This is a genomic window from Thalassospira profundimaris WP0211 (genome assembly GCF_000300275.1).
Lineage (GTDB): Bacteria > Pseudomonadota > Alphaproteobacteria > Rhodospirillales > Thalassospiraceae > Thalassospira > Thalassospira profundimaris.
Genome location: NZ_AMRN01000002.1, coordinates 127,294 through 153,112, shown reverse-complemented (window position 1 = coordinate 153,112; position 25,819 = coordinate 127,294). Strand labels below are relative to the sequence as shown.

The window sequence follows — 25,819 nt, the reverse complement described above, 5'->3', positions numbered from 1 at the left end:
ATCAGAGGACACCAAATACACGGAAATCGCCGTCAGATCAGACAATGCCGGCGTCACGCAGCTTGGCAATCTGGTCGTCGCTAAGGTCAGCCACCTTGCGCAAGATTTCATCGCTGTGTTGCCCCAGCATCGGCGGGGCTTTTTCATCCGTGATCGGTGTTTTGGAGAACTTTATCGGATTGGCAACGGTCGGAACTGTTCCGGCCGTCGGATGGGCAAGCTGCTTGACCATACCGCGATGCTGAACTTGCGGGTTTTCAAATACGCGATCAAGGGTATTGATCGGACCGCACGGCACATTGGCCTTTTCAAGCGCATCAATCCATGCGTCGGTGGTTTTGGCAACCATGGCCTGACGGATTAGCGGCACCAGTTCGGTACGATTGGCCACACGGTTGCGGTTGGTGGCGTAACGTTCATCAAGCGGCAAGGCATCCAGCCCCGCAACCGCGCAGAAGCTTTTGAACTGGCTGTCATTGCCAACCGCCAGGATCAGATAGCCATCCGCCGTCGGAAAGGCTTCGTAAGGCACAATATTGGGATGGGCATTGCCAAGGCGGCCCGGTGCGTTGCCGGTCGCAAGGTAGTTCATCGCCTGATTGGCAAGAACCGCTGTTTGCACATCGAGAAGGGCCAGATCAATATACTGCCCCTCGCCGGTTGCATCGCGGTGACGCAAGGCCGCCAGAATGCCAATAGTCGCATAGAGGCCGGTAAAGATATCGGCAACTGCAACACCAACCTTCATCGGCTGACCACCCGGTGCACTATCGGGCGCACCGGTGATGCTCATAAGCCCGCCCATACCCTGAATCATGAAATCATAGCCCGGCCGGTCCTTATACGGGCCGTCTTGTCCAAAGCCTGTTATCGAACAATAAACCAGGTTGGGGTTCACCTTGGAAAGGGTCGCATAATCAAGGCCGTATTTGGCAAGGCCACCAACCTTGAAGTTTTCCAGAACCACGTCACTTTCGGCCGCAAGATTGCGCACGATCTCCTGGCCTTCGGGTTTGGTGATATCGATGGTCAGTGATTTCTTGCCGCGATTGGCTGTCAGGTAATAGGCGGCTTCGGTCGTGTCATTGCCACTGGCATCCTTGGCAAAGGGCGGCCCCCAGCCACGGGTATCATCACCGGCACCCGGACGTTCGATCTTGATGACCTCGGCCCCCATATCGGCAAGGGTCTGGCTGGCCCACGGCCCGGCCAGTACACGCGAAAGGTCAAGAACACGAAGCCCGGAAAGTGCGCCAGTCATCTGAATATCCCGAAATATCGACTTTTAAAAAAGCAGGTAGAATCAAATCGGGCGACAACATTTCTGCCGCCGCCCGATCAAACTTTTGGGATCAAGCCTCAGCAGTGAAGGCCTGGATTCCGGTCTGCGCCCGCCCAAGGATCAGGGCGTGCACATCGTGGGTACCTTCATAGGTATTGACCGCTTCAAGGTTCATCGCGTGACGAATGACATGGTATTCATCGGCGATACCGTTACCGCCATGCATGTCACGGGCAACACGGGCAATATCAAGCGCCTTGCCACAGTTATTACGCTTCATCAGCGAAATGGCTTCCGGTGCTCCTTTGCCTTCGTCAAGCAGACGGCCAACCTGAAGCGCGCCCTGCAGGCCAAGGGTGATTTCGGTCTGCATGTTGGCCAGTTTCAACTGGATCAACTGGTTGGCCGCAAGCGGACGCCCGAACTGTTTGCGATCCATGGTGTACTGACGTGCGGCATGCCAGCAGAACTCAGCCGCCCCCATCGCACCCCATGCAATGCCATAACGTGCCTTGTTCAGGCAGCCAAACGGACCACCAAGGCCCTTGACGTTCGGCAGCATGTTTTCTTCGGGCACAAACACATTGTCCATGACGATTTCGCCGGTGATCGACGCACGCAGCGAAAATTTGCCTTCGATCTTCGGTGCCGACAGACCTTTCATGCCTTTTTCAAGGATGAAGCCACGGATAACGCTATCGTCATCCTTGCCCCAAACAACAAAGACATCGGCAATCGGGCTGTTGGTGATCCACATTTTGGCACCCGACAGGGTAAAGCCACCATCAGCCTTGCGTGCACGGGTTTTCATACCGCCCGGATCGGAACCGTGATCCGGCTCGGTCAGGCCAAAGCAACCAACCCATTCACCGGTTGCCAGTTTCGGAAGGTATTTCTTGCGCTGTTCTTCGCTGCCATAGGCATAAATCGGATGCATCACGAGCGAGCTCTGCACCGACATTGCCGAGCGATAACCGGAGTCAACGCGTTCAACTTCGCGGGCCACCAGCCCATAGGCCACGTGGTTGACACCCGGTCCGCCATATTCCTCGGGGATGGTCGGGCCCAGCAAGCCAAGTTCACCCATCTCGGTCATGATTTCACGATGGAAAATCTCATGCCGGTTGGCTTCAAGAACGCGGGTCTGAAGGTTTTCCTGACAATATGCACGGGCCGCATCGCGGATCATGCGTTCGTCTTCGCTCAACTGCTCTTCAAGCAGGAGCGGATCTTCCCAATGAAACGGTGCGCGGCTTGCCATTCGCCTGGTCCTTTTATGAGTTTTTCTACAGAAAGCAGGGGCAGCGCCATAGAAGGGCGAGATGACGCTACCCCTGAAAAGCTTAGTTGCTTATGGGTTAAAGCTAGGAATTGGCAGCGCAAGTTGCAAATGATAAAAGCGACATAGATTATGCGAAAAACTCATAATCTAAAACGTTTCATATGAAACAAAACAAGAACAAATAGCGGGATAGTTGACAGATGAGCCGCCGCATTCCCAGCCTCAAGGCATTGAGTTGCTTTGAACAAACGGCCCGTTTTGGCAGCGCATCACGCGCGGCTGAAGAATTGTATCTGACCCAAAGTGCGGTCAGCCGACAAATTCAGGGGCTTGAAAACTGGCTTGGCTGCAAGCTGTTTGCCCGGGAAAAGCAACGTCTGTCGCTGACCCCCGAAGGCGAAAGCTATTTGCAATCCATTCGCCCGGCGCTTGATCAGCTTGAAAGTGCGACCTTGACCCTTTTGTCGGGCGGATCGGAAAGCGGGGTTTTGACGGTTGCCGCGCCGCCGACATTCGGTTCGCGCTGCCTTATTCCGTTATTGCCTGACTTCCGGTCCAAATATCCCGACATTGCGATCAATTTCATTTCGCGGATCGGCATGCCCGATTTTGATCGCGAACAGATTGATATCGCGGTTCTGTTTGGTGAAGGAAACTGGTCGGAACTTGATGCCCACATCTTGCATGGCGAGGAAATGGTCCCGATTTGCAGCCCGCAACTGGTTACCAATCTGGGACGCACGCCACAGCCAGAGGACTTGCGAAACTTTCCGTTGCTGCATATCGCAACCCGGCCGCGCGGTTGGGCCGATTGGCTTGCAGCAAGTGGGCTTAGTGATATTGACGGTGAAAACGGACCGAAGTTTGAGCATTTCACCATGGCCATGCAGGCCGCCGTTGCCGGACTTGGCGTGGCACTATTGCCGACCTTTGCAATCACCGATGAACTGGCAACCGGCAGGATCATCGCCCCGTTCGGCCAACCCAAGGCCAGTCCGTTTCACTATTATGCCTGTTGCCCGAAAAGCCGCGCACGCCTGCCCAAGATCCGGGCCTTTATGAACTGGCTTGATCAACTTGAGACGGTAAAGAAACTTGCGCGTGGAATCGCCACGTAGGGCAAACTGGTTTGATCAGCTTGCCTTTTGATCGGCTGTTAATGCACGCAGTGCATTCATCCCGCGGCGGCGCAGCACATCGGCATCTTCCGGACCATCGACAATCTCAAGTAGCCGCACCGTGGCCATCAGGTTTCGCTGCGCGTTCGGAACTTCTTCGGGTGTCAGTCGACGCATGCTGTCCACACCGGCACGACCGATCTGATTGAGCTTTTTCTTAAGCTCCACCACCGCTTTGGCGGCCGAACTTTGGGCTGCGAGCACATCGGAAATGCGGGCGGTTTCGGCAATTGCCTCAGCCGATTTTTCAGCGGCCAGGACTTTCTCGTCATCGAATTCCTGCGAGAAGATCGGACGGGCAAGTGCACCACGCCCCGACCCCGGACCTTGAGCCGCTTCAAGCTTTGGCAAGGCATCAATCACGCGTTCCGGCGTTGCGCCAAACATCGTATCGGCAAGCGCGCGCGATACCCGACGACGGGTTTCAAGCAGCTTTTCACCCCAACGGCCATCCTTGCGGATTTTAAACTCGCGCGTGATACGGACAAATTCCGAAGCATACCAGCGGGCCAATGACAGGATGTGGGCTTCGTCCTTGCCGGTACCGACACCTTGTTCAATCTCGGTTACCGTCTCGGCCAACAGGTCAATGATCAGATCACCGGTTTCAGCCAGGTTGGTTTTCTCGATCGTGCGGTCATCAGACTTGGTCGACAGCACACGAATAAGCTTGAACAACTCGCTCGGCCGCAAAAGGCGCGCCAGAACGGCGAGCAGGAACATCGGCTCAAGCCCGGGCTTCTCCTTTGAGATCGACATGAACAGGTCACGCAGCCATTTCACGTCGCTTGCATCGAGCACCCTGATCGGCGCCGACGGAAAGCGTTCACGCAATTGCGCAATTTCGTCGCCGACCCGCAAGATCTTGCCGACTTCGGCAAAGGCCGTAAGATGAATGCGCGAGCCAAGCCGGGTTGCCAATGCACGTTCTTGCTTTACGCCGGTATGAGAATTTTCAAGTTGATCCTCAATCGTACGCGCCCCGATCTGCCAAAGCTTGCGCTCTGCGATGGCAAGTTTTGCAGTGTCGCGGGTCGCAGCAGCCTTGTCGATGTCCTGCATCGCCTGCTGAAACTCAGGACCGCCGGATTCCACCACGACATTCCAGATTGGCATCAGTGATGACCGGCTGATGCGGATGCTTTTTTCATTGGGCTCGCCAGAGGTCAGCAGATCTTCAAACGGATCGCAGAACTGACGCATCGGTGTCGGATAGCGTTCCGGTTTGAGCGATGCCAGACGCGGGCGCAGGATTTGAAGAATGGCTTCATGGGGCAATGGCAATTTGGGATCGGCACGATCACTTTCGATCGCGCGCGTGAAGCGGGCAATTTCATTACTGCTGAGCGATTCGAACAGTTTACCAAGTTGCGAAACGCCAAGCTTTCCGGCGTCTTCAATCTTCATGCCGACTGTCTCCTGAAGCGTTCGAGACGATCCATCATATCGGCGTCAATTTCACCACTGCCCAGCTTACGCAATTCACCAGCCCAAAGCATCTGATTAACCCGTACATCAGCCCAGAACTGCTGTTCGGACTGCTCAATCTCTGAAAGCGGCAAGACCGGTGCAAAACTTGCGACTTCCTCAACAGTTTCGCGCTGTTTTGCGCGATCCGTCAGAGACCGCCTATCCCAGACATCAATCAGTTCCTGCCAACCATCAAGCAGCCACCAGAGATACTCAATCGTTTCACCAATAGCCTTTTTGGCAGTTTCCCAATCCGTCAGAACCTTGCCAAGTTCACTGTTCCAGCTATCAACTTCCGCGATGCGCTTCAAGGCATGATTACTTGTCGAACGGGTCGCACTGACAATACGTCCGGCCATAAAGCGGAAGTCGGACTGTTCGGAATTTGACCATTCCTCGATATCCTGGGCGAACTTCTTGAGCCCGTTGGCCAGAACGCGAAGCTGCCCCTGACATCCCTCAAGGTCCAGACCCACCGGGGCAATCATCTTGCTCCATTCGCCGAGGCTATCAATGATGGTGTCATTGGCGACCTTGTGCTCGGACGCAAAGCGGTTCAGCGCCCGGCGAGCGCGAATTTGACCATCGGTGGTCATCAATTCCTCGCGCTTCATGTCCTTGACAGCATCACCACCAAGTTGGCGCAAGGCCTGATGCAGAACCGCCATCTGGCCAAGTTCGCGTGATGCTTTTTCGGTCCAGTTGCGCCGCGTGCAGGTGCGCGCCAGTTCCACCCCGCCAACACCGGTGCTGCCAACGTCGCGACTATACTCCAGAACCGTCTGCGGACGGACATCCTCCAACTCGATAAGGCGGTCGTAAAGCATGCGATCATGAACCGAAAGATCGAACACTTCGCGCAATGTATCGAGCGGCAACTCATAGGTCCCAAGTCCGCCAGACAGACCGGGCAACATGATCATTTTCCGTCCGGCCTTGCCAATGGAAACGCGCGCGTAACGCAGGGTTTTGGTCGTAAAGGGAGTCCTGACACCGCGCGAAGCGAATGTTTGCGGCAAGCACGACAAAGGATCGTCCGGCACCTCATGCGGTTCAGGAGACTTGTGGCTGACGGAATTTACAATCTTCTGTTTATTCATTCTTGGCTTTGGCTAAGCGGTATCGGCGCTAATGTCTGGTGGTCACCCTGACGCCCATTTAAGGGCAGGATTCCCGGCGTAAGAAAGCAGTACGTAATGAACATTTTGTCATTTTGGCCAGAAACTCTCGGGACAACTCAGACTACCCCGACAAGGTGGTAATTACATTAACAACCTTCCCCGAAATTACCACCATCAACTGGCGGCGCCAAATTGCCATTTTTCACCGAATGTCAGCAAGTCCTTATAGTGTCTCTTGCGCTTTTTCCCATGTTTTCACATACGCCTTCCATTCCGCACCATCCGGAATGGATTCGTCAACCGTCAGGAATGCCCGACTGTCGATCATGATAGCCACTTCTTCAGTTTCCACAGGTGCCTTGACCATCTTTGTCTGATAGGCGCTTGGATGCGGTCCGTGCGGGAAACCGCTTGGATGGAATGTTGCCATTCCGGCCCTTATTTCGCCACGACTGAAGAACTCGCCCCGGTGATAAAAGATGAACTCATCTGCATCTTCGTTCGAATGATAGAACGGCACGCGCATGATACCGGACTCACCCTCTCCCACCTTGGGAATGAATGTACTGATTGCAAAGGTCTCTGTGACAAAGGTGCACGACGCTGCAGGTGGCGTTCTCTGACCGTTGGACCGGTGTTTTGCAAGATCGCGCCAATTGAGCTTCACCACACAAAGATCGCCTTCCCAACCAACCGCATCCAGCGGATTGAACGGATAGGTCAGGGTCGAAACCTGCCCGCGGCGCTTGATGTGGATTTCCCAGAATGCGTCGTCTTGCTGGGCAATGAAGGCATCGTCAATTCTGGGAAAGGTGAACAACATCGGATCTACCGCGCGCGCGCCATCCGATGACGCATCCGGCAGCTTAAAGGCATCTGCCGTTGCCTCGATCATCATGAATTCCGAAAGTTCAGATGGCTCGATCCGCCAGGCAGTGCCGCGCGGCAAAAGGATATAGTCCCCGTCGCGATAGCTCAGATGACCGTAATCGCAAAAAAGCGCCCCGGACCCATTGTGAACAAAGATCAGCGTATCGCCATCCGCATTACGGGCAAGCGCATGCATTTTGCTATCGGTTTTCCAGTAACGAACTTCCATATGATCGTTATGAAGCACCCGACGGGCCTGCAATGGACAGGCCGGGCCCGGTGAGAGCTTGCCAAGGGAAAACGCGCGTGGTCGCAACGGACCTTCAAATGTCGCCCAGCCGGCCGGCGGGTGGCGATGATAGATTTGCGCGGAAGGCCCCGTGAAACCGGCACGCCCGACTTCGCGCTGATATGTTTTTTGGTCAACTTGTCCTTCGGGGCGCGCAACACATTGACCTTCGCTATTTGGAAGCCTGATCCAGTTCGTCATGTGATCCTCCCAGATCGGTTTTATCGGGAGCCAAACGGAGTGGATCGCAACCAAGCCCCCTTTCTACTGATATGAGAAAGAAGCGGTTGTTTTTCAAGCATTGCGGATTGAAGACGCAAAATCATTGAGCATCTTTCTGCATTCGCAAAATCAACCTATGATGGCGCCAAAATTATTCAAAGACACTGCGCACATCAGGGACCGAAAACAATGTCAGATCGTGATACTCAGCAGGCCATTTTCCTTAAACAGGGCAAGGGCCGCAGCTACGACATGGGTCGAATTAAAGCCGTCTTTAAAGCCGATGGTCAGGAAACAGCCAATCAGTATTCCATTTCTGAATGGTGGATGGAGCCAAACACCAAAGGCATCGGCGCGCATTCTCATGATGACGGGAACGAGATTTTCTATGTGCTTGAGGGCACAAGGAGCTTTCTGATCGGTAAGAACTGGCAGGAAGCAGAAAAAGGCAGCTTCATATACGTCCCCGCCGGTATTCAGCACAATTTCGAAAATCGCAGCACAGAAAAGGCGGGTGTGCTGAATATCTATGCGCCCGGCACCTTTGAAGAAAATATGCCCAAGATCGTTGAATGGTTCAAAGAAAACCCGCCAACGGATGCGGTCTGAGCCAAACCTGTTCTGTAAATTTACCGTGTAGTGGTCGCGCAAACTCGGTTTATTTTCTGCCAGTCATAGCCTTTCATATAGTCCAGAAATGAACGCATGGCCGCACTTGGCAGACGACGGTTCGGATAATACAAGAACCAATGCGGCAAGATCTGGCTCCATTCCGGGAGTATTTCGACCAGCCGACCGGACCGTATATACGGCCTGGCATAATCTTCGAAAACATGTGCCAGCCCCCTGCTTGCCAGGGCGGCCTGCAATTCGTTATGCGCCGTACTGACCGTCAAGCGCCCCGTGGGTGAGATTTCTATCTCTTCATCCCCTTCGACAAATTTCCAGTTAACAAGCCTGCCATTGGAAAACCGGCGTTTGATACAGTCATAATTTATAAGGTCATTTGGCGACCGGGGCTGACCGTGCTTTTTAAGGTAATCAGGCGAAGCAACAATCACATAACGAAGCGCAGGACCAAGCGGAAGTGCGATCATGTCCTGAGCGAGCTGCTTCCCAAACCTGACACCTGCATCAAACCGTTGTTCGACAATGTCGATGACAGCCGCATCACTTATCAGCTCAATCTTCACTTGCGGGTAAGCATCCATGAAATCGAAAGCAAGCGGGCACAGAAAATGATCAATAGCCGGTGCAGGCGCATTGATCCGCAGCGTCCCGGACGGGCTTTCCCGCAATTCGTCGACTTCGGCAATTGCAAGCCTGATATCGCTTAATGCCGGCGCCAATCGTTCAAGAAGACGCTGCCCTGCTTCGGTCGGAGAGACACTTCTTGTTGTCCGATTAAGCAACCGAATTCCCAACGCCTCTTCCAAAGCATTCATTGTTTGGCTCAGTGCCGAAGAAGATACGCCGCGCTCGAGTGCGGCCGCACGGAACCCACCGCATCGAACGATGGCGACAAACACATCAAAGCTGTCTAGACGGATTGCACTCATTGCGAAGTATATCTAATCAATCTGGTTAATTTTATCCATATTATCAGATCAATTTTCCTCTGTCATGCTCGTCTGACGGATAACGTTGCGCTCCAATTGCTTCCTTTTGCCAATCATTGCAGACCCACACTACTGAATGAAGCAAAGGAGTGCCCACCGAACAAGGGAAGACAGATGAGTACCCTAACCCTAAACAGACGCGCCATCATGCTGTCCGCCGTCGCGGGCGCATCGAGCATGTTCATCCCAAGCTTGGGCTTTTTCGGCGGTGCAAATGCCCAAACCGCAGCTTCACCAAGTGGCAATACCGGGCACTACCACTTCCGTGTCGGCGAGATCACGGCAACGGTATTAAGCGATGGCATTATTGGTGGGCCGCCCCGCATTTATGCGAGCAACGCCCCCGAAGTGGAGTTAGAGGAAGTCCTGCGCCAAGCATTCCTCTCGACCGAGCATATGACGCTCAATATGAACACGTTGCTGATCGAAACCGGTGGAAGACGAATCCTGATCGAAGCAGGCGCTGGCAAAACAATGGGACCGAACGGTGGTCGCATCTTTGACAACCTTGCTGCAATCGGACTTGGGCCTGCTGACATTGATGCGGTCGTCATCTCGCACACCCATCCAGATCATGTCGGCAATCTTCGTACTGCAGATGGTAGCAAGGCGTTTCCCAATGCCAGGGTCTTTGTCCCAAAAGCGGACTGGGATTTCTTCGTCGCCAACGATCCGGACCTTTCCTATATGCCGGTCCCGCAGGATTTCCGCACGCGCTTCGCCGCAAACATCAAAAGCAGCCTTGAACCGGTCTCACGCGATATCGAGCTTTACGAAGCCGGTGACGAGATCTTACCCGGCCTGACAACGATTGTCGCTGCTGGCCACACACCGGGCATGGCGACCTTCCTTGTTCACTCAGGCAAAGAACAGCTCCTGCTGACGGCCGACCTTGCTTATCACCCGGTCATCAATGTCGATAGACCCTGGATTCCCGGCCCGGACCGTGACAAGGAGACAGCGCTCAACTCCCGTCGTCGAATTTTCGACAGGGCCGCCGCCGACCGCATTCCGGTGCTTGGCTTCCACTTCCCGTTTCCCGGACTTGGTCACATGCTCAAGACAGATGAAGCCTACGCATGGGTCCCTGCCAACTGGGCGTTTTGAAACTGTGGGATAATAAAGTGCCGTCCGTCAGAGCAAATTGGGATGGCCCGATGACTTACCAGCGCGTCCCGAAATGGGCTGGCTCAAACTTGCATCCACAAAGCGATGTTACATCGATCTTGGATCATGTCATTCTTTGAAGAATATGCAGCCTATTTGATACTCAAAAAAAGCCAAAGGCCCGGAGGGATATCCTTCCGGGCCTTTGGTTTAATGGTGCGCCCGACAGGATTCGAACCTGTGGCCCCCAGATTAGGAATCTGGTGCTCTATCCTGCTGAGCTACGGGCGCACTGCCAAAAGGCAGCATTCCATTAGCAGTAAATCTGATGGCGATCAATCCGCGAGGGCACAGATATTGCCGCCTTGGCGGCCAAAACATTGTCCGAAAAATAAATCAGCCGAGGATGCGATCACCCTCGGCTGATTAAAGCCCTTATCGATGATCGCCTTAGTCGAAGAGGCGCTCAATCGGGAAGGAATAGGTTAGGGACAGGATTTCTGTACCCGGGTTCTCGTCACCAATGCTGGCGTTCGAGATGTGCGAGATACCAAGGCTCAGGCGCTCGTGGCTATCAAAGCGGAAGCCAAGCTCAAGACCCGAACGGAATTCGATCCAGTGACCAAGATCTTCACCATTGCCCTGATGGTAGGCACCAACCGAGGTGTAGACGCTGGAAACGAAATGATCCCCCCACAGAACGTCAACCGCCAGACCGCCATAACCGTGAACGGCACCTTCGGAGGTGACCATCACACCACCGATCGGGCGGGTGACATCAAACATCGCGTGCTGTGCACGGTAGTTCAGACGAAATTCGGCAGCTTCTTCGTCCTGCGTGATGTCGACCATACCGGTCGAAAATTCAAACAGTCCAGAATCGTTATCATTTCCAAGAATTTGCTGTGCTTGTGCGGTGTTCAAAAAACCAAACAGTGCGCAAACTGCAAGCAGTTTCCCCAAAACCAACTTCATTAACCAAGTCCCCACTAGATCAATCGGTTCGATATACTACCCAACCGTGCTTCAAACTCAACAACACAATGCTGCTTGTCTGTTAATTTTACACAAACTTCTTGCCATCAAACCGGTTGGTCGCAAGCACCAGCTCCCGGATAATCCCGGGTTCGCTCGCCGCATGCCCGGCATCATCAACGATGACCAGTTCGGAGCCATCCCAAGCCTTATGAAGTGTCAAGGCCGAAACCGGCGGACACACAACGTCATAGCGCCCCTGAACAATGACGAGCGGTGCATGGGAAATGCGACCGACGTTCTTGATCAACTGGTCTTCTTCAAAGAAACAGCGATGAACAAAGTAATGATGCTCAAACTTGGCCAGGGCCAACGCGATCTGATCGCCTTCAAAGTCCTCGACCAGACCATCATCAGGCAGAAGCGTACAGCATGTTGCCTCATAGGCTGACCAGACGCGTGCGGCATCAATGGCCGCGTCTTCACCATCCTTGCCCAAGAAAATCTCGGCATAACGGTCAAGCAATGCCTGATAACCGGGATTATGTTTGAAACCAGTAGCATCAAGGAAGCGCCGCTCTGCCTCGGGGAAGAACCGCCCCATGCCTTCCATGAACCATTTGATTTCGGATGTCGTGCCAAGGAAGATACCGCGCAGGACAAACCCAGTGACACGTTCCGGGCACGCCTGACCGTAAGCCAACGCCAAAGTCGACCCCCACGAGCCCCCAAACACCAGCCAACGATCAATGCCGCGCTCCTTGCGCAGGGCTTCGATATCGCCAATCAGATGGTCGGTCGTATTGTTTTCAAGGCTGCCGAACGGGCGTGATTTTCCGGCTCCGCGCTGATCAAACAAAATCACACGGTACTTTTCCGGATCAAAGAAGCGGCGACTGTTAGGCGAAATACCCGCACCCGGACCGCCATGCAGGAAGATGACTGGCAGCCCGTCGGGGTTACCAACTTCTTCCCAGTAAATCTCGTGACCGTCTTGACGAGATAACCAACCCGACTGATGGGGCGAAATTTCGGGATAGAGCACGCGAAGGACCTTTTCTTTATTGAACGGGACGCTGTTTTTCGCCGGTGGTGGCGCGTACAAGAAGTCGCATAAACAACGGTATAAGAACAAGCTCTATTGCGCCCGCGACTACTTGGCGAGGCAAAGCCAGAATGGGTTTTCAAGTGTGATGTAAGGGCCACCGCGATTTTCAATCACGCCACGCACCCGAATTTCCTGCCCAACCCAATCCTGCAGGATGTCTTGAAAGTCTTCGCCGTTGGCTAATGCATCGCGCAAGGTGGCATCGAGTGCGATGGTGAAATCCTCGCGCCAGTTCGATCCGAAGTTAAGGTAACTGCGCCATTCCTGATGTTCGATGCTTCTGATTGTGCCGTCAATCACGGCAAATCTGCCAATTGCATCACGGGCGGTCGGGATATTCTCTGCCCCCGCATCATGGGCCCGCACGTAATAAGCTGTCTCTGGGCCAGGGGCGGACCATATGCCAGACTGATTTTTGATCGCGGAGTCCTCAATCCCGATCAGCTCTGACATATCTTGCCCGCTTTCAGGAACAAGCATCACGAGACCGGCAGCCAAAAGTTCCGCACGCCAGTCGCCGAGACCTTCATCTTGGATGCGAACCGGCATTCGCCCGAGAAAGTCTGGCTGTTCGGCCAGCGGCGTGATCGAAACCTTGTTCGCACTTGCCAGTTCTAACCATGCCATTGCCGCGTCTTCATATTCCGGTACAAACGCGATATCTGCGAGCCGAAATGATTTGTCCGGCAGCTTGGCGGTGGTGAATGCATCAATCGCTTCAATATTGAGCTGCACGTCACGCCAAACCGATCCCCGGTCTGTTGAAAGCAGCGTTTGAGCATCACCCGCGATGATGTCAGTCCCGCAGCGCCAATCCGCGGCCATCACGGGTAGACTGGCCCCGCAAAAGACGACAACAATCAGCATCAATGCGCCTTTACGCCACACCAATGTCGATCCAGCCCAAAAATTTCCCCATTTTTGATGCTTTATCGGTGATTGCGAAAAGATTGAATGATCAAGGAACACGCGCTACCAATTCCCGGTTGGTTTCGCAAATATAATGCGTGACAGCTTACGCGGCCAAAGGACACGAGGAAAGATATCAATGGGCTGGCTGAACTTTCGTTCACATAAACATATTGCAGGTGTGCTTGCTGCGATTGCGCTGAGTACTGCCGTAGCCGGATGTTCGACCAACCGGGCGACCGGCGAAGACAGCTTTACGGCGTTTATGTCGCCCGAGCAGGAAAAACAGATCGGCTCGCAGGAACATCCGAAAATGGTCAAGGAATTCGGTGGTCAATATACCGAAAAGGACCTGCAGACCTATGTGACAGAAGTCGGTGAAAAGCTGGTTGCGGTTTCGGAAACCCCGAATGAGAAATTTACTTTCACAGTACTGGATTCCCCGGTTGTAAACGCCTTTGCCCTGCCTGGTGGGTATGTTTATATCACACGTGGCCTGGCTGCCCTTGCCACCAACGAGGCAGAGCTGGCTGGTGTTGTTGCCCATGAAATCGGCCATGTGGTTGCCCGTCACTCGGCACAGCGTTACAGCCGCGGCGTTCTGACGCAACTTCTTGCGGGTGGACTTGCCGTCGCAATTGGTAACGGGGCCGGCGAGCTGATTGGCCAAGGGGCGAACGCCTATCTTAAGGCCTTCTCGCGCGAGCATGAATTCGAAGCCGACATGCTTGGCATTCGATACATGACCAAGGCCGGATACGACCCAAAGGCCATGGCATCCTTCCTCAAGAAATTGCGTGCACATTCACGTTTGCAGGCGAAACGCGCCGGGCGTTCGCCAGACGATGTTGACCAATATGACTTCATGGCAACCCATCCGCGCACCCTTGACCGTATCGAGCAGGCACGCCAAAGCGCCAATGTCACAGCGGTTGCCAATCCGGAAATTGGCACTGTGCGCTACATGACAGCTATTGACGGCATTTTGTACGGAGATGGCCCGGATCAGGGTTATGTGCGGGGACAGGAATTTGTCCATGTGCCGCTGAATTTCAGGTTTGAAGTGCCCGATGGCTTTAACATGACAAACCAACCCAATGCCGTCATTGCCCAGGATGGCAAAGGTGCGCAGATCATCTTCGAAGGCGCGCCGGGCGCAAAGGACATGCGCCTTGATACCTACCTTCAAAACGGTTTCTCAAAGCAAATCGCAATTCGCAATATCGAGATGCTGGATATCGAAGGCCAGGAAGCCGCCACCGGCAGTGCGGATATTTCACTACGATCCGGACCGGCGCGTCTGCGCGTGGTCGTGATCCGTCATGACAGCTCCGCCTATCAATTCCTGTTTGTGACACCACTTGATCAGGCCGATAGCTATAACCTGCCGCTGCGTCGCACGACCTATAGCTTCCGCCCGCTGACCGATCGCGAAAAGAAGGTTTACACCCCGCTTCGCATCAAGGTCCGCGCTGTGAACCCGGAATATGACCTGCAGACCTTTATCGACGATATGGAGGTCGACAAGTTACCGGCAGACGTCTTTGCCACGATCAATGGCCTTGCCGATGGCCAGCCGCCTGCGGTCGGGTCACTGGTCAAGGTGGTTCGGCACTAGAACGCCAAACTATCCAAACCCAAACACGACAAAAGGCAGCATATTCATGCTGCCTTTTTTCTTTTTCGATTGCTCACTTCCCTGAGGGAATAACGGAAAGTCTAGCTACTTGTAATCTGCTCGATGACAGCACCTTGGCCATCAAGGGCGACCGCAATCAAATGACCACCGCGCCCTGCCCCGCCATCCAGCGACAGGGTAAATTCACGTTCCTGCAAGCCCGTTTGGCCTTGGGACGCACCGCGCACAATACGCGCACAGTCGTAATACCGTTCTGTGATGGCTTCAAACATTGATCCGCCCCACCAGAACGTATCCGTCTGGCCTGTCAGTGGCCGTGAGCCATCCAGCCCGGTATGAACAAAGATCAGGCGCCCATCTGTCGAATAGGCCGCGTGCTTCAGATCAGACATCAATGCGTTATGGCCACTATGGCGGCGTACGGCATCCGCAAAGCCCGACGTCCATTGCGAGATCGCATGTGCGCCCTGATGCATGGTTCTTTGGACATTGACCGGATCAAAGCCATAGGCACGCACCGGTCCGGCGATGCCGCGAGTCAGCATCCAGTCAAAAACCTCGCCCGGGTTTGGGGCAAACTGGATCTGCTGCAACTTGGACAGCATTTCTTCGGCTGCACCGCGCAGGAAGGCGATGTCACTGATATCAACACCATCCATGGCAATGAAGAAACGGCGGAAAAGCAGCAATTCGTTGATGCAGGCAACGACATTTTCAGCCGTGCCATCACCCCAGTAATTGCCGAGATAGACAAGCCTGTCGCCCGCTTTTAGGCGTTGCGCAAGTTTCTGGTGAACGGCACATAATGCGCCGTGATCACCATTGATTGCGCCGACGACCCAGATTCGCTCAGCCGGCTTGATCGGCGCCAGAACCGTACTCATCGCTGTAACCTGCCCAAAACAAAAATAAAACCGGCCCAAGCGTATATCGCGGGCCGGTTTTTATAAATAGTTGTCTGAAGATGCCTTCGCAATCAGGCAGCCTTCTGCAAAAGCTTTTCGAGTTTGCCAGATGCCTTGTCCTTGTCGATTTTTTCAATCGCGGCAAGTTCGTCAACGAGGCGCTCGAAAGCAGCTTCGTAGATCTGACGTTCGGAGAAGGACTGTTCCGGCTGGGTCGCGCTGCGGTGAAGGTCGCGCACGACTTCGGCGATCGAAACCGGGTCACCTGAATTGATCTTTGCTTCATATTCCTGCGCACGACGGGACCACATGGTGCGCTTGACGCGCGCACGGCCCTTAAGGGTAATCAGCGCGGAATCCATCTGCTTTTTCGAGGACAGCTTGCGCAGACCGGAGTTGCCAACTTTGTTCACCGGCACGCGCAGGGTCATGCGGCTAGATTCAAAGGTAATTACATAAAGGCGCAATTCCTGCCCCGCAATTTCCTGGGTTTCCAGGCCATCAACACAGCCAACACCATGCGCGGGGTAAACAACGTAATCGCCAACAGCAAACGGCAACTTATCCGACATCAAGCATCCTTCCGGCCTAATCAGGCCTGGTCATTCAACTGCAACACTACAGAACCAGCGACGCAAAGAGCTGCACGCGACCAAGCTTTTTGGCAAAGTCGCGGTTCAGACAGGAATTTCAAATACGGAAATCCGACAATTCGGAATGAGCCTGTCGAGCCCTTAGCGCGAATTGTGAACCATAACACAACAAGCCATCAGTTTACAGGAATTTTCCCGGCAGGTCGTTCAATGCAGCCATGCGCAAAACCCACTGGCGTAAACCAGTGGGTCAAAATTCGCGTTAAATATCCGGTGGTTAGCCTAAAAATCAGTCGCCCGTTCCCGGGGCTTCGGACAGCATTTCTGTCTTGCCAGCTTTGCCATTCCATTCATCTGCATCGGCAGGCGCGTCACCCTTGCGGGTGATATTTGGCCATACTTCTGCAAATTTACGGTTGATTTCCAACCAGTTATCCAGATTCGGTTCGGTATCGGGAATAATCGCCTCAGCGGGGCATTCCGGTTCGCAAACACCGCAATCGATGCATTCATCAGGGTGAATCACCAGAAAGTTTTCACCTTCATAGAAGCAATCGACGGGGCAAACCTCGACGCAGTCCTGATACTTACACTTGATGCAGTTTTCCGTCACCACATAGGTCATGGTGTAACTCCGTACAGGTTGCGGGGCCAAGATTGCGGCTGCACCCGCTTTTGGCCATTTTCTCTCTCGGGAATTGGGTTATCACGCACCGCAGTTGTGTGCAACTCCAATAAAACCCTAATTTTTTGCGTAGTATTCTGTTTGCATCGCACCGTAACGTTGCACAAAGCCCATCACAGATTGCCCCGGCCCGCTGCAATGCAGCGCAGACCATACAGATTTCCAGTCACTTTTCCAGATCTTAGGCGCCAAACTCACTCACATAATCGTCCCGGTTCTCCGGATTTATGCGGATATGCGGAGTGAAATCACAGGAAGATCTATATCTTTCAAGGTTTTACGACAAAATAGCCCGTGCAAATCCGGGGGATCCGAAGGACAACTGATATGAGAGAAAGCCTCTGCGTCAAACCGCTTGACCGGGGCAACGGCCCCGCTCTGCGGGCCGTTCCTTGCTCTTTCTCTCATGTCAGTTGCCGGGGCGGTCATGTGAATGAGTTTGGCCCCTAAACCCCGCGGAGAATTGCTTTTACCCCCGCAAAGCCATAGTCTGCTTCGCAAGGGGTATAACAGAAGAAACTGTGGGGATCGGATTGCCGGAAAAAGGCCTTGATCAACAACGGCTTAGATGGCGCGATCGCTTGTCTGTCAAACAGGCAAGGATTGCGGTCGGCCTTACTTTGCTGATCGGCCTGTTATTCAGTGGCATTCAGATTGTCTGGGATCTTCGTGAAGAACAGAACCTGATTGACCGCACCGTAAACCAGGTTCTTGCAACGCTGCGCGAGTCTGCGACCCAGGCCGCATATGGTCTGGATGAGACACTCGCAGCCCGCGTCATTTCAGGTCTGTTTGAATATGAGCCAGTCTACGAGGCCGAGCTTCGCGACAACTTCAAAAATGTTCTCGCACGCAAGACCGAACAGCCAATCAATTCCAACCGCACATTCCTGACCCAGATCATGTTCGGGGAAAATCAGGAATACGAAATCCCGCTGAATACAGACGGACCAAACGGTCTGGTCGGCCACCTTAGTGTCAAGATCGATACCGACATGATTGCAGAGGGTTTCATCAACCGTGCATCGCGCATTCTGCTATCAGGGATCGTGCGCAACCTCCTGCTGGGTCTGGTTCTGGTTGCTTTTTTCTATATCACACTGACCAAACCGCTTCTGGGCATTGCCGCACAATTACGCCAAATCGATCCGGAAAAGCCCGACTCCGCTGCCATCAACATTCCGCCGCACCATGCCCGCAATGAACTTGGCATGATCCTGCAGACAACACGTGGTCTGGTCGAACGGGTTTCATCAACACTCGACAGATTGCTTGAAAGCCAGCAAAAGGTCCGCGACCGTGAAAGCCGCCTGAGCGCTATCGTTCAAAATGTTGCGGACGGTATTCTGACCATCACGCCGACCGGCCGTATTGTCGAATGCAATGCAGCAACCAAAGAAATCCTTGGTCTGATGCGCGATGAGACGCCGAAGGGCCGCACATTACATGAATTCCTGCTGCCGCGTGCGGTGCCGCTTCTCGAACACAGTCTGGAAGAACTTGCCGCACACGCCCCCGGCGCCGAGGCCGTCGAAAAACGTTTCACCCTGCCGATTGTGCGCGCCGATCAGAAAGAAATCGATGTCTTGATTGCATTGCGCCTGATCCCCGATAACGCAACACCATTGATGACTGCCGTTCTGAACGACATCACCGTGCGAAAACGGTATGAAGAACAACTGGTCTATATGGCCAATCATGACACGCTGACCAACCTGCCCAACCGCAGCATGCTTGAACGCAGCCTGTCAGAAGCCCTAAATACCCATAAAAACAATGCTTCCGAGCGCAGTGGTGCCACCGCAATCCTGTTCATTGACCTTGATCGTTTCAAGGTCATCAATGACAGTCTCGGTCATGATGTCGGTGACTTGATGCTCAAGGCCGTCGCACTCAGGTTGCAACGCGTGATCGGGCGACAGGAAATTGTCGGTCGATTGGGCGGTGATGAATTCCTGATCATTATTCCTGACCTTAAGGAAACGCAGAATGCCGTCATCCTGTCGCAGGCCGTGCTTGATGCCCTGGCGCCGGCTTTTGACATCAAGGGACGCGTTCTGTTTGTTACACCGTCTATCGGGATTGCCCTTTATCCATCTGATGGCGAGGATTTCCCGGCCCTGATGCGCAATGCTGACACCGCTATGTACAGTGCGAAATCCAGTGGTGGCGGCACCTATCACTTCTTTACCAAGACCATGAATGAAAGTGCCATGGCGCGCCTTGTGATCGAAAATGATCTACGCGAAGCTTTGGTGAAGGATGAATTTGAACTGCATTACCAGCCGAAGGTCGATCTGCGGACAAACCAGGTCTGCGGCCTTGAAGCCCTGATCCGTTGGAAACAGCCGGGCCGAGGGTATATTTCGCCAATGCAGTTCATTCCGGTTGCCGAGGAAACCGGCCTGATCAGCAGGATTGGCGAATGGGTTTTCCGTGAAGTCTGTCGCCAGATTTCCGAGTGGGAGGCACAGTCACTTCCACCGATGCCAATTGCGGTCAATCTGTCCCCAAGACAGTTGATCGAGGGCCACATCACAGAGACGATTTCTCGCATCCTTGCCGAGACGGCGACACCAGCCGCCCGTATTGTGCTTGAAGTCACGGAAACAGCGATGATGCAGGAAATCAAGAAGGCAGCGACCATCCTTGATGAGCTGCGCCATCTTGGTTTAAAGATCGCAGTTGATGATTTTGGTACAGGATATTCGTCACTCGCCTACCTCAAACGGTTACCGATCAATTCCATCAAGATTGACCGTTCGTTCGTTCGGGATGTCACCATCGACACAGACGACGCCGCGATCACGCGCACCATTATTGCTATGGGACATAACCTTGGCCTCAAGGTTATCGCTGAAGGGGTCGAGACCCAGGAACAAATGAATTTCTTGCGGGAATGCAATTGCGATGAAGTCCAGGGTTTCCTGATCGCAACCCCGCTGCCGCCCGAAGAAATTGTCCAATACATTCGACGACCGTCAATCGACATACCGAGTGAAATCTAGCCCGCCAGACATGCCCATTTAACAGATGCTTCGCCCCTGCCCCGCAAAATCGAGATGAAAATGCCAAACACCAAATCCGTATTGCTCATTGATGACAGCAAGTTTGCCCGCCTTCTGGTCAAGGCGTTCATTTCCAGTAATTTTGCCAATTGGGAAATTGACGAGGCCGAGGATGGCGCCAAGGCGCTTCAGATGGTTGATGCCAAAACCTATGACTACATGCTGGTTGACTTCAATATGCCGGGCATGGATGGGCTTGAACTGGGCGAAAAGCTGCGCGCCCGGTTCCCCGGGGCTGTAATTGCGCTTCTGACTGCCAATATTCAACAGGAAATCCAGAAGAAGGCCGAAAACCTTGGACTTGATTTCATCGCCAAACCCCCGACCGAAGACAAAATTCGCGACTACATCATGTCGCGGGAAGCAACCCGATGATCGAACTGACCGAACTTGAACATGATACAATCAGTGAACTGATCAATATTGGTGTCGGGCGTGCTGCGTCGTCGCTTTCCGAAATGGTTGATCAGCCTGTTGAATTGACCGTGCCTGCCATCTCGTTTGTCGAACGGTTTTCCGACAGCGAACTGGCCAACGCCCCGACCGAAGTTGTTTCTGCCGTCAGTCAAAGTTTTCATGGACCGTTTACCGGCGAAGCCATGCTGGTATTCCCGGAAGTTCGCAGCCTGGAACTTGTCCGTAGCTTGCTTAAAGTTGATGTACCACTTGATACGCTGACCGATCTTGAACAGGAAGCCCTGATGGAGGTCGGCAACATTATCCTCAATGCCTGCCTTGGCAGTATTTCGAATGTACTGGGTGAACCGATCAATTGCTCCATGCCGACGTTTCGCAAACGGGAAACCCGTGCATTGCTTGACGATGACACAGCAGGGGCCAGCGCCGCAACGAATCCCGTTTTGATGATTTTGCATGTACAATTCATGCTGCGTCAGAACGATATCGATGGCTATGTTCTGTTTGTGATGGATTTGGAGTCCATCCAGATGTTGCGTGAACTGGTGCGGCGTTTTCTGGCCAACTCCCTTCGATAACCGGTGAGAGGTGAATGACAAAGTCGCAATCCGCTAAGGGGGACCAACCCCCGTCATTTGATCTGAACCGTGACAGCGATGCTGCTGATCTTTTTGCTGCACTGCTTGATACGGCAGATACAGGGCTGATTGCGCTTGCCCCGGACGGAACGATTTGCCACTGGAACCAATGGATGCAAAGCCGGTCGGGCAAGGATGCCGATCAGGTGATGGGTAAGGCGTTGCACGATGTGTTCCCCGACACGAAACTCGGCCGTGTCAGTCTTGCGATTGAAGATTGCCTGAAATTCGGCATGCCAGCTGTCATTTCGCCCTCACTCAATCAGGGCGCTTTGCCGCTTCGTCCCCTACCGCAATTTGCCGCCAGTTTTGATCGTATGGAACAATCCATTCGTGTTCACCCGATCCAGACCAAGCGTAATGGCACCTTGTGTTCACTGATCATTCGCGACGTCACACTCGCTGTTCAGCGCGACCGTCTTTTGCGCCAGCAGGCAGCCGAGTTGGCCGACCTTGTGACGCAAACCAAACGCAGCGAAGACCGCACACGCGCGATTTTGCAAAACACCATCGATGCGATTCTTGTCGCCTCTGATGATGGCAGCATCGAACCGCTTAATTCCCGCGCGCAGGAGCTTTGCGGTCCGACGGGTGATCCGGAACTGCGCAACATCATCCGGTTTTTGCTGCCCGATAGCGAACATACCCCGCTGACCCCGCCGCCGCCAAACCGGCTTTTGACCGACCTTGGCACCGGGGTGATCGAAGTGCTGGCATCCACGCTCAGTGGTCGCAATGTGCCACTTGAAGTCGCGATCAGCCATTTTTCCGCTGATCAGCGCTATCACTACATCATTACGCTGCGTGATATTTCCCAACGCAAACGCCACGAAAAAGAGATCCAGCGGACGATGCAGGAACTTGAACGCTCGAACGCGGAACTCGAGCAGTTCGCCTATGCCGCCTCGCATGACTTGCAGGAACCGTTGCGCATGGTTTCAAGCTACACGCAGTTACTTGCCCGGCGGTATGAGGGACAACTCGACGAAACAGCTGACGAATTCATTCATTATGCGGTTGATGGCACGCAACGCATGCAGCGAATGATTGATGACCTTCTAACCCTGTCGCGGGTTGGACGCCACGGCAAACCGTTCAATCCCGTCCCGCTCGACAATCTGTTTGATGCCATTGTTACCAATTTCAGGCGGGCCGGTTCCACCCCCGAAGGCAACATCATCCGCGAGGGCCACCTGCCGACCGTCATGGGGGATGCAAGCCAGTTGCTGTTGTTGTTCCAGAACCTGGTGTCAAACGGGCTTAAATACAGCGATCCGAAAAACGGTCAGGTGCGAATTTTTGCCTCGGAAACATCTGACAGCTACCGGATTTTTGTTGCCGATAACGGGATTGGCATCGACCCGCAATATCACGAAACCATCTTTGAGATTTTTAAACGCCTGCACGGTTACGGCGATTATGCTGGGACGGGAATTGGCCTTGCGATCTGTAAAAAGATCGTCGACCGCCATGGCGGCAACATTGACGTTACCAGCAAACCCGGTCAGGGCAGTACCTTTTGTGTCGAACTTCCAAAAGAATTGTCGATTGTCGCCGCATCCGAAAGCATGTAGCTTTCAGTTTACGTAAGCGTAAAGATGATTGAGCCACCATGAGCGACAGCTACACCATCACCGATCTTGCCCGCGAATTCGAAGTCACGACGCGCACCATCCGCTTTTATGAGGATCAGGAACTGATCTCGCCCGAACGGCAAGGTCAGACCCGTATCTATAGTCAACGTGACCGTGTGCGTTTGCGCCTGATCATGCGGGGCAAACGGCTTGGTTTCTCGCTCAAGGAAATTCGCGATCTTCTGGATCTTTATGACGGTGACCGCAGCGAGATTACCCAGCTGACCACTTTGGTCGACAAGGTCAATGAACGGCGCGAGACACTGCGAAAGCAGCGCGAAGACATTGATGCAACGCTTGATGAGCTAGATAAGCTTGAAGAAACCTGTCAGGAAGAATTAACCCGCAAGAAGGCGGGCTAAGCCCCCGGGTTTGTAGGGTTTGGCACCTTGGCAAGCCGGGGCTCAGACGGGCGCGACAGGATAAAACAACTGACCGGAATGGCGACCAGAAGCTGGATCGTCACCACCCAACGGTTTTCAATCAACACCAGCGAAGCCGTAATCACCGCCAGAAAAGCCACCATCGCAAGCGCCTTCGCCCGGCGATTGATCACCCCATATTCGTTCCATTGACGGATTGACGTTCCGAACCGCGGATGATTGCAAATCCAGTCATGCAGGCGCGGTGATCCCTTGGCAAACAGCCATGCCGCAAGCAGCATGAAAGGCGTTGTTGGCAAAAGCGGCAGGAAAATACCGATCACACCAAGACCAACAGAAAGCCACCCAAGGGCCAGATAGATATGCGAGACGCGCAGCATTGATTTCCTGTTTACAGTCGATCTCACCCCTGACAGGTTAGACGGGTGTAATGTAGGCATAGAAATCAGCAAATTCAATCAATAGCCAACCATCGCACTCAGTTAGTTGATCACCTTGAAACTCATCGAAAATCTGCACGGTTCCCATGCTTGAAATTGAAAATGGCCTCTATCTGGATGAACGCCATCTGAATTTTCAGTTTGTCCGTGCCTCTGGTCCGGGCGGGCAGAACGTCAACAAAGTATCCAGTGCTGTTCAGATGCGCGTACGCATCGATGATCTGACTGAATTGCCGATGCGGGTGCGCAATCGCCTGCGCGAACTTGCTGGCAGCAAACTGACCAATGACGGCGAAATCATCTTTGATGCCCAGCGTCACCGCACCCAGGAACGCAACAAGCAGGATGCAATCGAACGGTTCTTGGCGCTTTTGCGCAAGGCAGCCGAACGCAAAAAATACCGCGTCAAAACCCGACCCAGCCTTTCTGCCAAACGCAAACGCGTTGATACCAAAAAGAAACGCGGTGACACCAAGAAGATGCGGCAAAAACCTTCCTATTGATCGCGCCCCCAGAAACGCGCCCAGACAAAGGACTGTCATGACCATCGATTGGAATAGGATTGCAACGGCAAAGCTCCCCGCCAATTGCGGATGGAAGGGAACCTATCGCGTTCGTTATTCCGAGATTGGTGACAATGGCAAGGTCATGATGTCTGCACTGGCGGACTATATGCAGGATGCCGCCGGCTGGGGTGCCCGTATTCTGAAACTCGCCTATGACGATACGGTGGATCAGGGGATTGCCTGGGTGCTGGCACGCATGGTTATTCATATCCGCGACTATCCCGGCAATGGCGAAGACATTCGGGTTGAAACCTGGCCATCTGGCGTTTCGCGCCGCGTCGCCACCCGTGATTTTCGTCTTTCCAACAGCAAGGGCGAGGTTATCGGTGTCGCGCAAAGTTTCTGGGTGATGTTTGACCTAACCACCCGTCGTGCAGCGCAATGGCCAGACTGGGTCGAAGAACGCCTGCCCGATCCGCCCGGTCCCAAACTGATCGAACCATCTTTACGACCGGCCTTTACCAAGGATCATTTGCCAATCATCGATAACATCAAGGCACGGCCGTCTGATCTTGATCTGTATGGGCATGTCAATAATGTGCGCATGATGCAGTGGGTCATGGGTGTGGCGGGTCCGGACGGTCGTCCGGATTTTCACCCGGAAAGTCTTGATATCCAGTTCCGAACCGAGTGCCGTGTCCATGAACGCGTTTCAATTGGTTATGAGAATGGCTTTGCCGCTGTTACCCGCAAGGAAGATGGCACCGATCTGGTACGCGCCCATATCGTTCCGTTCAACCAGACTGCCTTGGCCTAGTGCCTAGCGACCATCCATCATGGCATCAAAAAGATCGGCAATCGGCTTGAAGCTTTTGCGATGATGTGCCGTGGGACCAACTTCGCCCAATCCGGTCATGTGTTTCTTGACGCCATATCCCGCATTGCCTTCCCAGCCAAAAAACGGGTAGCGCGTCGCCAAACGCGCCATCGCGCGATCACGTACGACCTTGGCGACAATTGACGCAGCCGCAATCGACAGTGACTTGCTATCACCTTTCACAACAGTCTCGACGGCACAGGGCAATCCGGGATCACGGTTACCATCAACAAGTGCCTGATCAGGTAAAGCGTTAAGGCGATCAACGGCACGGCGCATAGCAACATAGGTCGCCTGAAGGATATTGATTTGGTCAATCTCGCGCACGGATGCTGCGCCAATACCAACCTCGGCGCAGTTCATGATGATCGCATACAGGTGATCGCGCTTTTTCGCAGAAAGCTTTTTGGAATCATTAAGTTCGGACACCAATTCGATTGGCAGCCGCCCGTCACGCGGCAGGATCACAGCGGCGGCAACGACCGGCCCCGCCAAGGGGCCACGACCGACCTCGTCAATCCCGGCAATTCGTCCGTGATACTGATCTTCGATGGCAAAATCTGGCATGCTGTATGGTGTGCCTATGGTGTCCCTCTCTGCTA

Annotated in this window: 25 protein-coding genes and 1 tRNA gene; 11 read left to right on the top strand and 15 right to left on the bottom strand. The window is 53.7% G+C overall.

Translation table 11 applies throughout. From position 1 onward, the window contains the following. Positions 1 to 37: 37 nt before the first annotated feature. Together TH2_RS04805 and TH2_RS04800 are read right to left on the bottom strand one after the other, a co-directional pair. Positions 38 to 1,261 (bottom strand): CaiB/BaiF CoA transferase family protein, encoded by a 1,224-nt coding sequence (locus TH2_RS04805; RefSeq protein ID WP_008889275.1) that lies wholly within the window; start codon positions 1,259 to 1,261, stop codon positions 38 to 40. A gap of 91 nt (positions 1,262 to 1,352) precedes the next feature. Next, entirely contained in the window at positions 1,353 to 2,543 is a 1,191-nt protein-coding gene (locus tag TH2_RS04800) for an acyl-CoA dehydrogenase (protein WP_008889274.1), read from the bottom strand. Positions 2,544 to 2,764: 221 nt separating this feature from the next. On the opposite strand from TH2_RS04800, the gene gcvA reads away from it, so the two are divergent. Further along, positions 2,765 to 3,682 (top strand): transcriptional regulator GcvA, encoded by a 918-nt coding sequence (gene gcvA, locus TH2_RS04795; protein ID WP_008889273.1) that lies wholly within the window; start codon positions 2,765 to 2,767, stop codon positions 3,680 to 3,682. Between the two features lie 15 nt (positions 3,683 to 3,697). On the opposite strand, the gene TH2_RS04790 is transcribed toward gcvA, so the two are convergent. The 3 genes from TH2_RS04790 to TH2_RS04780 all read right to left on the bottom strand — a co-directional run bounded on the left by TH2_RS04790 (position 3,698) and on the right by TH2_RS04780 (position 7,693). Next, on the bottom strand, positions 3,698 to 5,149 hold the full coding sequence (locus tag TH2_RS04790; RefSeq protein WP_008889272.1) for a hypothetical protein: 1,452 nt from the start codon (positions 5,147 to 5,149) through the stop codon (positions 3,698 to 3,700). Then, positions 5,146 to 6,312 carry a hypothetical protein gene (locus TH2_RS04785; RefSeq protein ID WP_040822708.1) on the bottom strand — a complete coding sequence of 389 codons (1,167 nt, stop codon included), beginning with the start codon at positions 6,310 to 6,312 and terminating at the stop codon, positions 5,146 to 5,148. Before TH2_RS04785 ends, TH2_RS04790 begins: the two co-directional genes overlap by 4 nt. A gap of 244 nt (positions 6,313 to 6,556) precedes the next feature. After that, a complete protein-coding gene (locus TH2_RS04780) occupies positions 6,557 to 7,693 on the bottom strand; it encodes a homogentisate 1,2-dioxygenase (RefSeq protein WP_008889270.1) in 1,137 nt (378 codons plus the stop codon). Between the two features lie 210 nt (positions 7,694 to 7,903). Between TH2_RS04780 and TH2_RS04775 the strand changes: the two genes are divergently transcribed. Beyond that, positions 7,904 to 8,323: a cupin domain-containing protein gene (locus TH2_RS04775; RefSeq protein ID WP_008889269.1), complete on the top strand. Its 420-nt coding sequence runs from the start codon at positions 7,904 to 7,906 to the stop codon at positions 8,321 to 8,323. 20 nt (positions 8,324 to 8,343) lie between these two features. On the opposite strand, the gene TH2_RS04770 is transcribed toward TH2_RS04775, so the two are convergent. Beyond that, positions 8,344 to 9,273: a LysR family transcriptional regulator gene (locus TH2_RS04770; protein WP_040822706.1), complete on the bottom strand. Its 930-nt coding sequence runs from the start codon at positions 9,271 to 9,273 to the stop codon at positions 8,344 to 8,346. 174 nt (positions 9,274 to 9,447) lie between these two features. Between TH2_RS04770 and TH2_RS04765 the strand changes: the two genes are divergently transcribed. After that, complete coding sequence (locus tag TH2_RS04765; RefSeq protein ID WP_040822704.1) at positions 9,448 to 10,440, top strand: MBL fold metallo-hydrolase; 993 nt, start codon at positions 9,448 to 9,450, stop codon at positions 10,438 to 10,440. A 214-nt stretch (positions 10,441 to 10,654) separates the two neighbouring features. On the opposite strand, the gene TH2_RS04760 is transcribed toward TH2_RS04765, so the two are convergent. From TH2_RS04760 to TH2_RS04745, 4 genes are all read right to left on the bottom strand, one after another. Continuing rightward, positions 10,655 to 10,731, bottom strand: a tRNA-Arg gene (locus TH2_RS04760). 159 nt (positions 10,732 to 10,890) lie between these two features. Further along, the gene (locus tag TH2_RS04755; RefSeq protein ID WP_008889266.1) at positions 10,891 to 11,415 is read right to left on the bottom strand and encodes an acyloxyacyl hydrolase; all 525 of its coding nucleotides are present in this window, start codon (positions 11,413 to 11,415) and stop codon (positions 10,891 to 10,893) included. 88 nt (positions 11,416 to 11,503) lie between these two features. After that, positions 11,504 to 12,460, bottom strand: a complete 957-nt coding sequence (gene pip / locus TH2_RS04750) for a prolyl aminopeptidase (protein WP_008889265.1) — start codon at positions 12,458 to 12,460, stop codon at positions 11,504 to 11,506. Positions 12,461 to 12,568: 108 nt separating this feature from the next. Continuing rightward, a complete protein-coding gene (locus TH2_RS04745) occupies positions 12,569 to 13,390 on the bottom strand; it encodes a hypothetical protein (protein ID WP_157193858.1) in 822 nt (273 codons plus the stop codon). A gap of 181 nt (positions 13,391 to 13,571) precedes the next feature. On the opposite strand from TH2_RS04745, the gene TH2_RS04740 reads away from it, so the two are divergent. Next, a complete protein-coding gene (locus tag TH2_RS04740) occupies positions 13,572 to 15,050 on the top strand; it encodes a M48 family metalloprotease (RefSeq protein ID WP_008889263.1) in 1,479 nt (492 codons plus the stop codon). 101 nt (positions 15,051 to 15,151) lie between these two features. On the opposite strand, the gene TH2_RS04735 is transcribed toward TH2_RS04740, so the two are convergent. From TH2_RS04735 to fdxA, 3 genes are all read right to left on the bottom strand, one after another. Next, entirely contained in the window at positions 15,152 to 15,955 is an 804-nt protein-coding gene (locus tag TH2_RS04735) for a hypothetical protein (protein ID WP_008889262.1), read from the bottom strand. A gap of 92 nt (positions 15,956 to 16,047) precedes the next feature. Then, entirely contained in the window at positions 16,048 to 16,548 is a 501-nt protein-coding gene (locus tag TH2_RS04730) for a CarD family transcriptional regulator (protein WP_008889261.1), read from the bottom strand. A 310-nt stretch (positions 16,549 to 16,858) separates the two neighbouring features. Then, positions 16,859 to 17,194: a ferredoxin FdxA gene (gene fdxA / locus TH2_RS04725; protein WP_008889260.1), complete on the bottom strand. Its 336-nt coding sequence runs from the start codon at positions 17,192 to 17,194 to the stop codon at positions 16,859 to 16,861. 641 nt (positions 17,195 to 17,835) lie between these two features. On the opposite strand from fdxA, the gene TH2_RS04720 reads away from it, so the two are divergent. From TH2_RS04720 to TH2_RS04700, 5 genes are read left to right on the top strand one after another with little or no spacing between them, the layout of a single operon-like run. Continuing rightward, entirely contained in the window at positions 17,836 to 20,262 is a 2,427-nt protein-coding gene (locus tag TH2_RS04720; protein WP_157193855.1) for a putative bifunctional diguanylate cyclase/phosphodiesterase, read from the top strand. A gap of 60 nt (positions 20,263 to 20,322) precedes the next feature. Next, positions 20,323 to 20,697 (top strand): response regulator transcription factor, encoded by a 375-nt coding sequence (locus tag TH2_RS04715; protein ID WP_040822850.1) that lies wholly within the window; start codon positions 20,323 to 20,325, stop codon positions 20,695 to 20,697. Next, positions 20,694 to 21,317, top strand: a complete 624-nt coding sequence (locus tag TH2_RS04710) for a chemotaxis protein CheC (RefSeq protein WP_008889257.1) — start codon at positions 20,694 to 20,696, stop codon at positions 21,315 to 21,317. Before TH2_RS04715 ends, TH2_RS04710 begins: the two co-directional genes overlap by 4 nt. Positions 21,318 to 21,331: 14 nt before the next feature. Beyond that, entirely contained in the window at positions 21,332 to 22,951 is a 1,620-nt protein-coding gene (locus TH2_RS04705) for an ATP-binding protein (protein WP_008889256.1), read from the top strand. Positions 22,952 to 22,989: 38 nt separating this feature from the next. Continuing rightward, positions 22,990 to 23,373, top strand: coding sequence for a MerR family transcriptional regulator (locus TH2_RS04700; RefSeq protein WP_008889255.1), 384 nt, complete (start codon positions 22,990 to 22,992; stop codon positions 23,371 to 23,373). Here TH2_RS04700 and TH2_RS04695 read toward each other — a convergent pair. Next, on the bottom strand, positions 23,370 to 23,774 hold the full coding sequence (locus tag TH2_RS04695; RefSeq protein ID WP_008889254.1) for a YbaN family protein: 405 nt from the start codon (positions 23,772 to 23,774) through the stop codon (positions 23,370 to 23,372). The two genes, TH2_RS04700 and TH2_RS04695, sit on opposite strands and share 4 nt — an antisense overlap. A gap of 146 nt (positions 23,775 to 23,920) precedes the next feature. On the opposite strand from TH2_RS04695, the gene arfB reads away from it, so the two are divergent. Together arfB and TH2_RS04685 are read left to right on the top strand one after the other, a co-directional pair. Next, positions 23,921 to 24,337: an alternative ribosome rescue aminoacyl-tRNA hydrolase ArfB gene (gene arfB / locus TH2_RS04690; RefSeq protein ID WP_008889253.1), complete on the top strand. Its 417-nt coding sequence runs from the start codon at positions 23,921 to 23,923 to the stop codon at positions 24,335 to 24,337. Between the two features lie 37 nt (positions 24,338 to 24,374). Next, positions 24,375 to 25,157, top strand: coding sequence for an acyl-[acyl-carrier-protein] thioesterase (locus TH2_RS04685; RefSeq protein WP_008889252.1), 783 nt, complete (start codon positions 24,375 to 24,377; stop codon positions 25,155 to 25,157). Positions 25,158 to 25,160: 3 nt separating this feature from the next. Here the strand turns inward: TH2_RS04685 and TH2_RS04680 are convergent, their stop codons facing one another. Continuing rightward, positions 25,161 to 25,784 (bottom strand): ribonuclease HII, encoded by a 624-nt coding sequence (locus TH2_RS04680; RefSeq protein ID WP_008889251.1) that lies wholly within the window; start codon positions 25,782 to 25,784, stop codon positions 25,161 to 25,163. Positions 25,785 to 25,819: the final 35 nt, after the last annotated feature.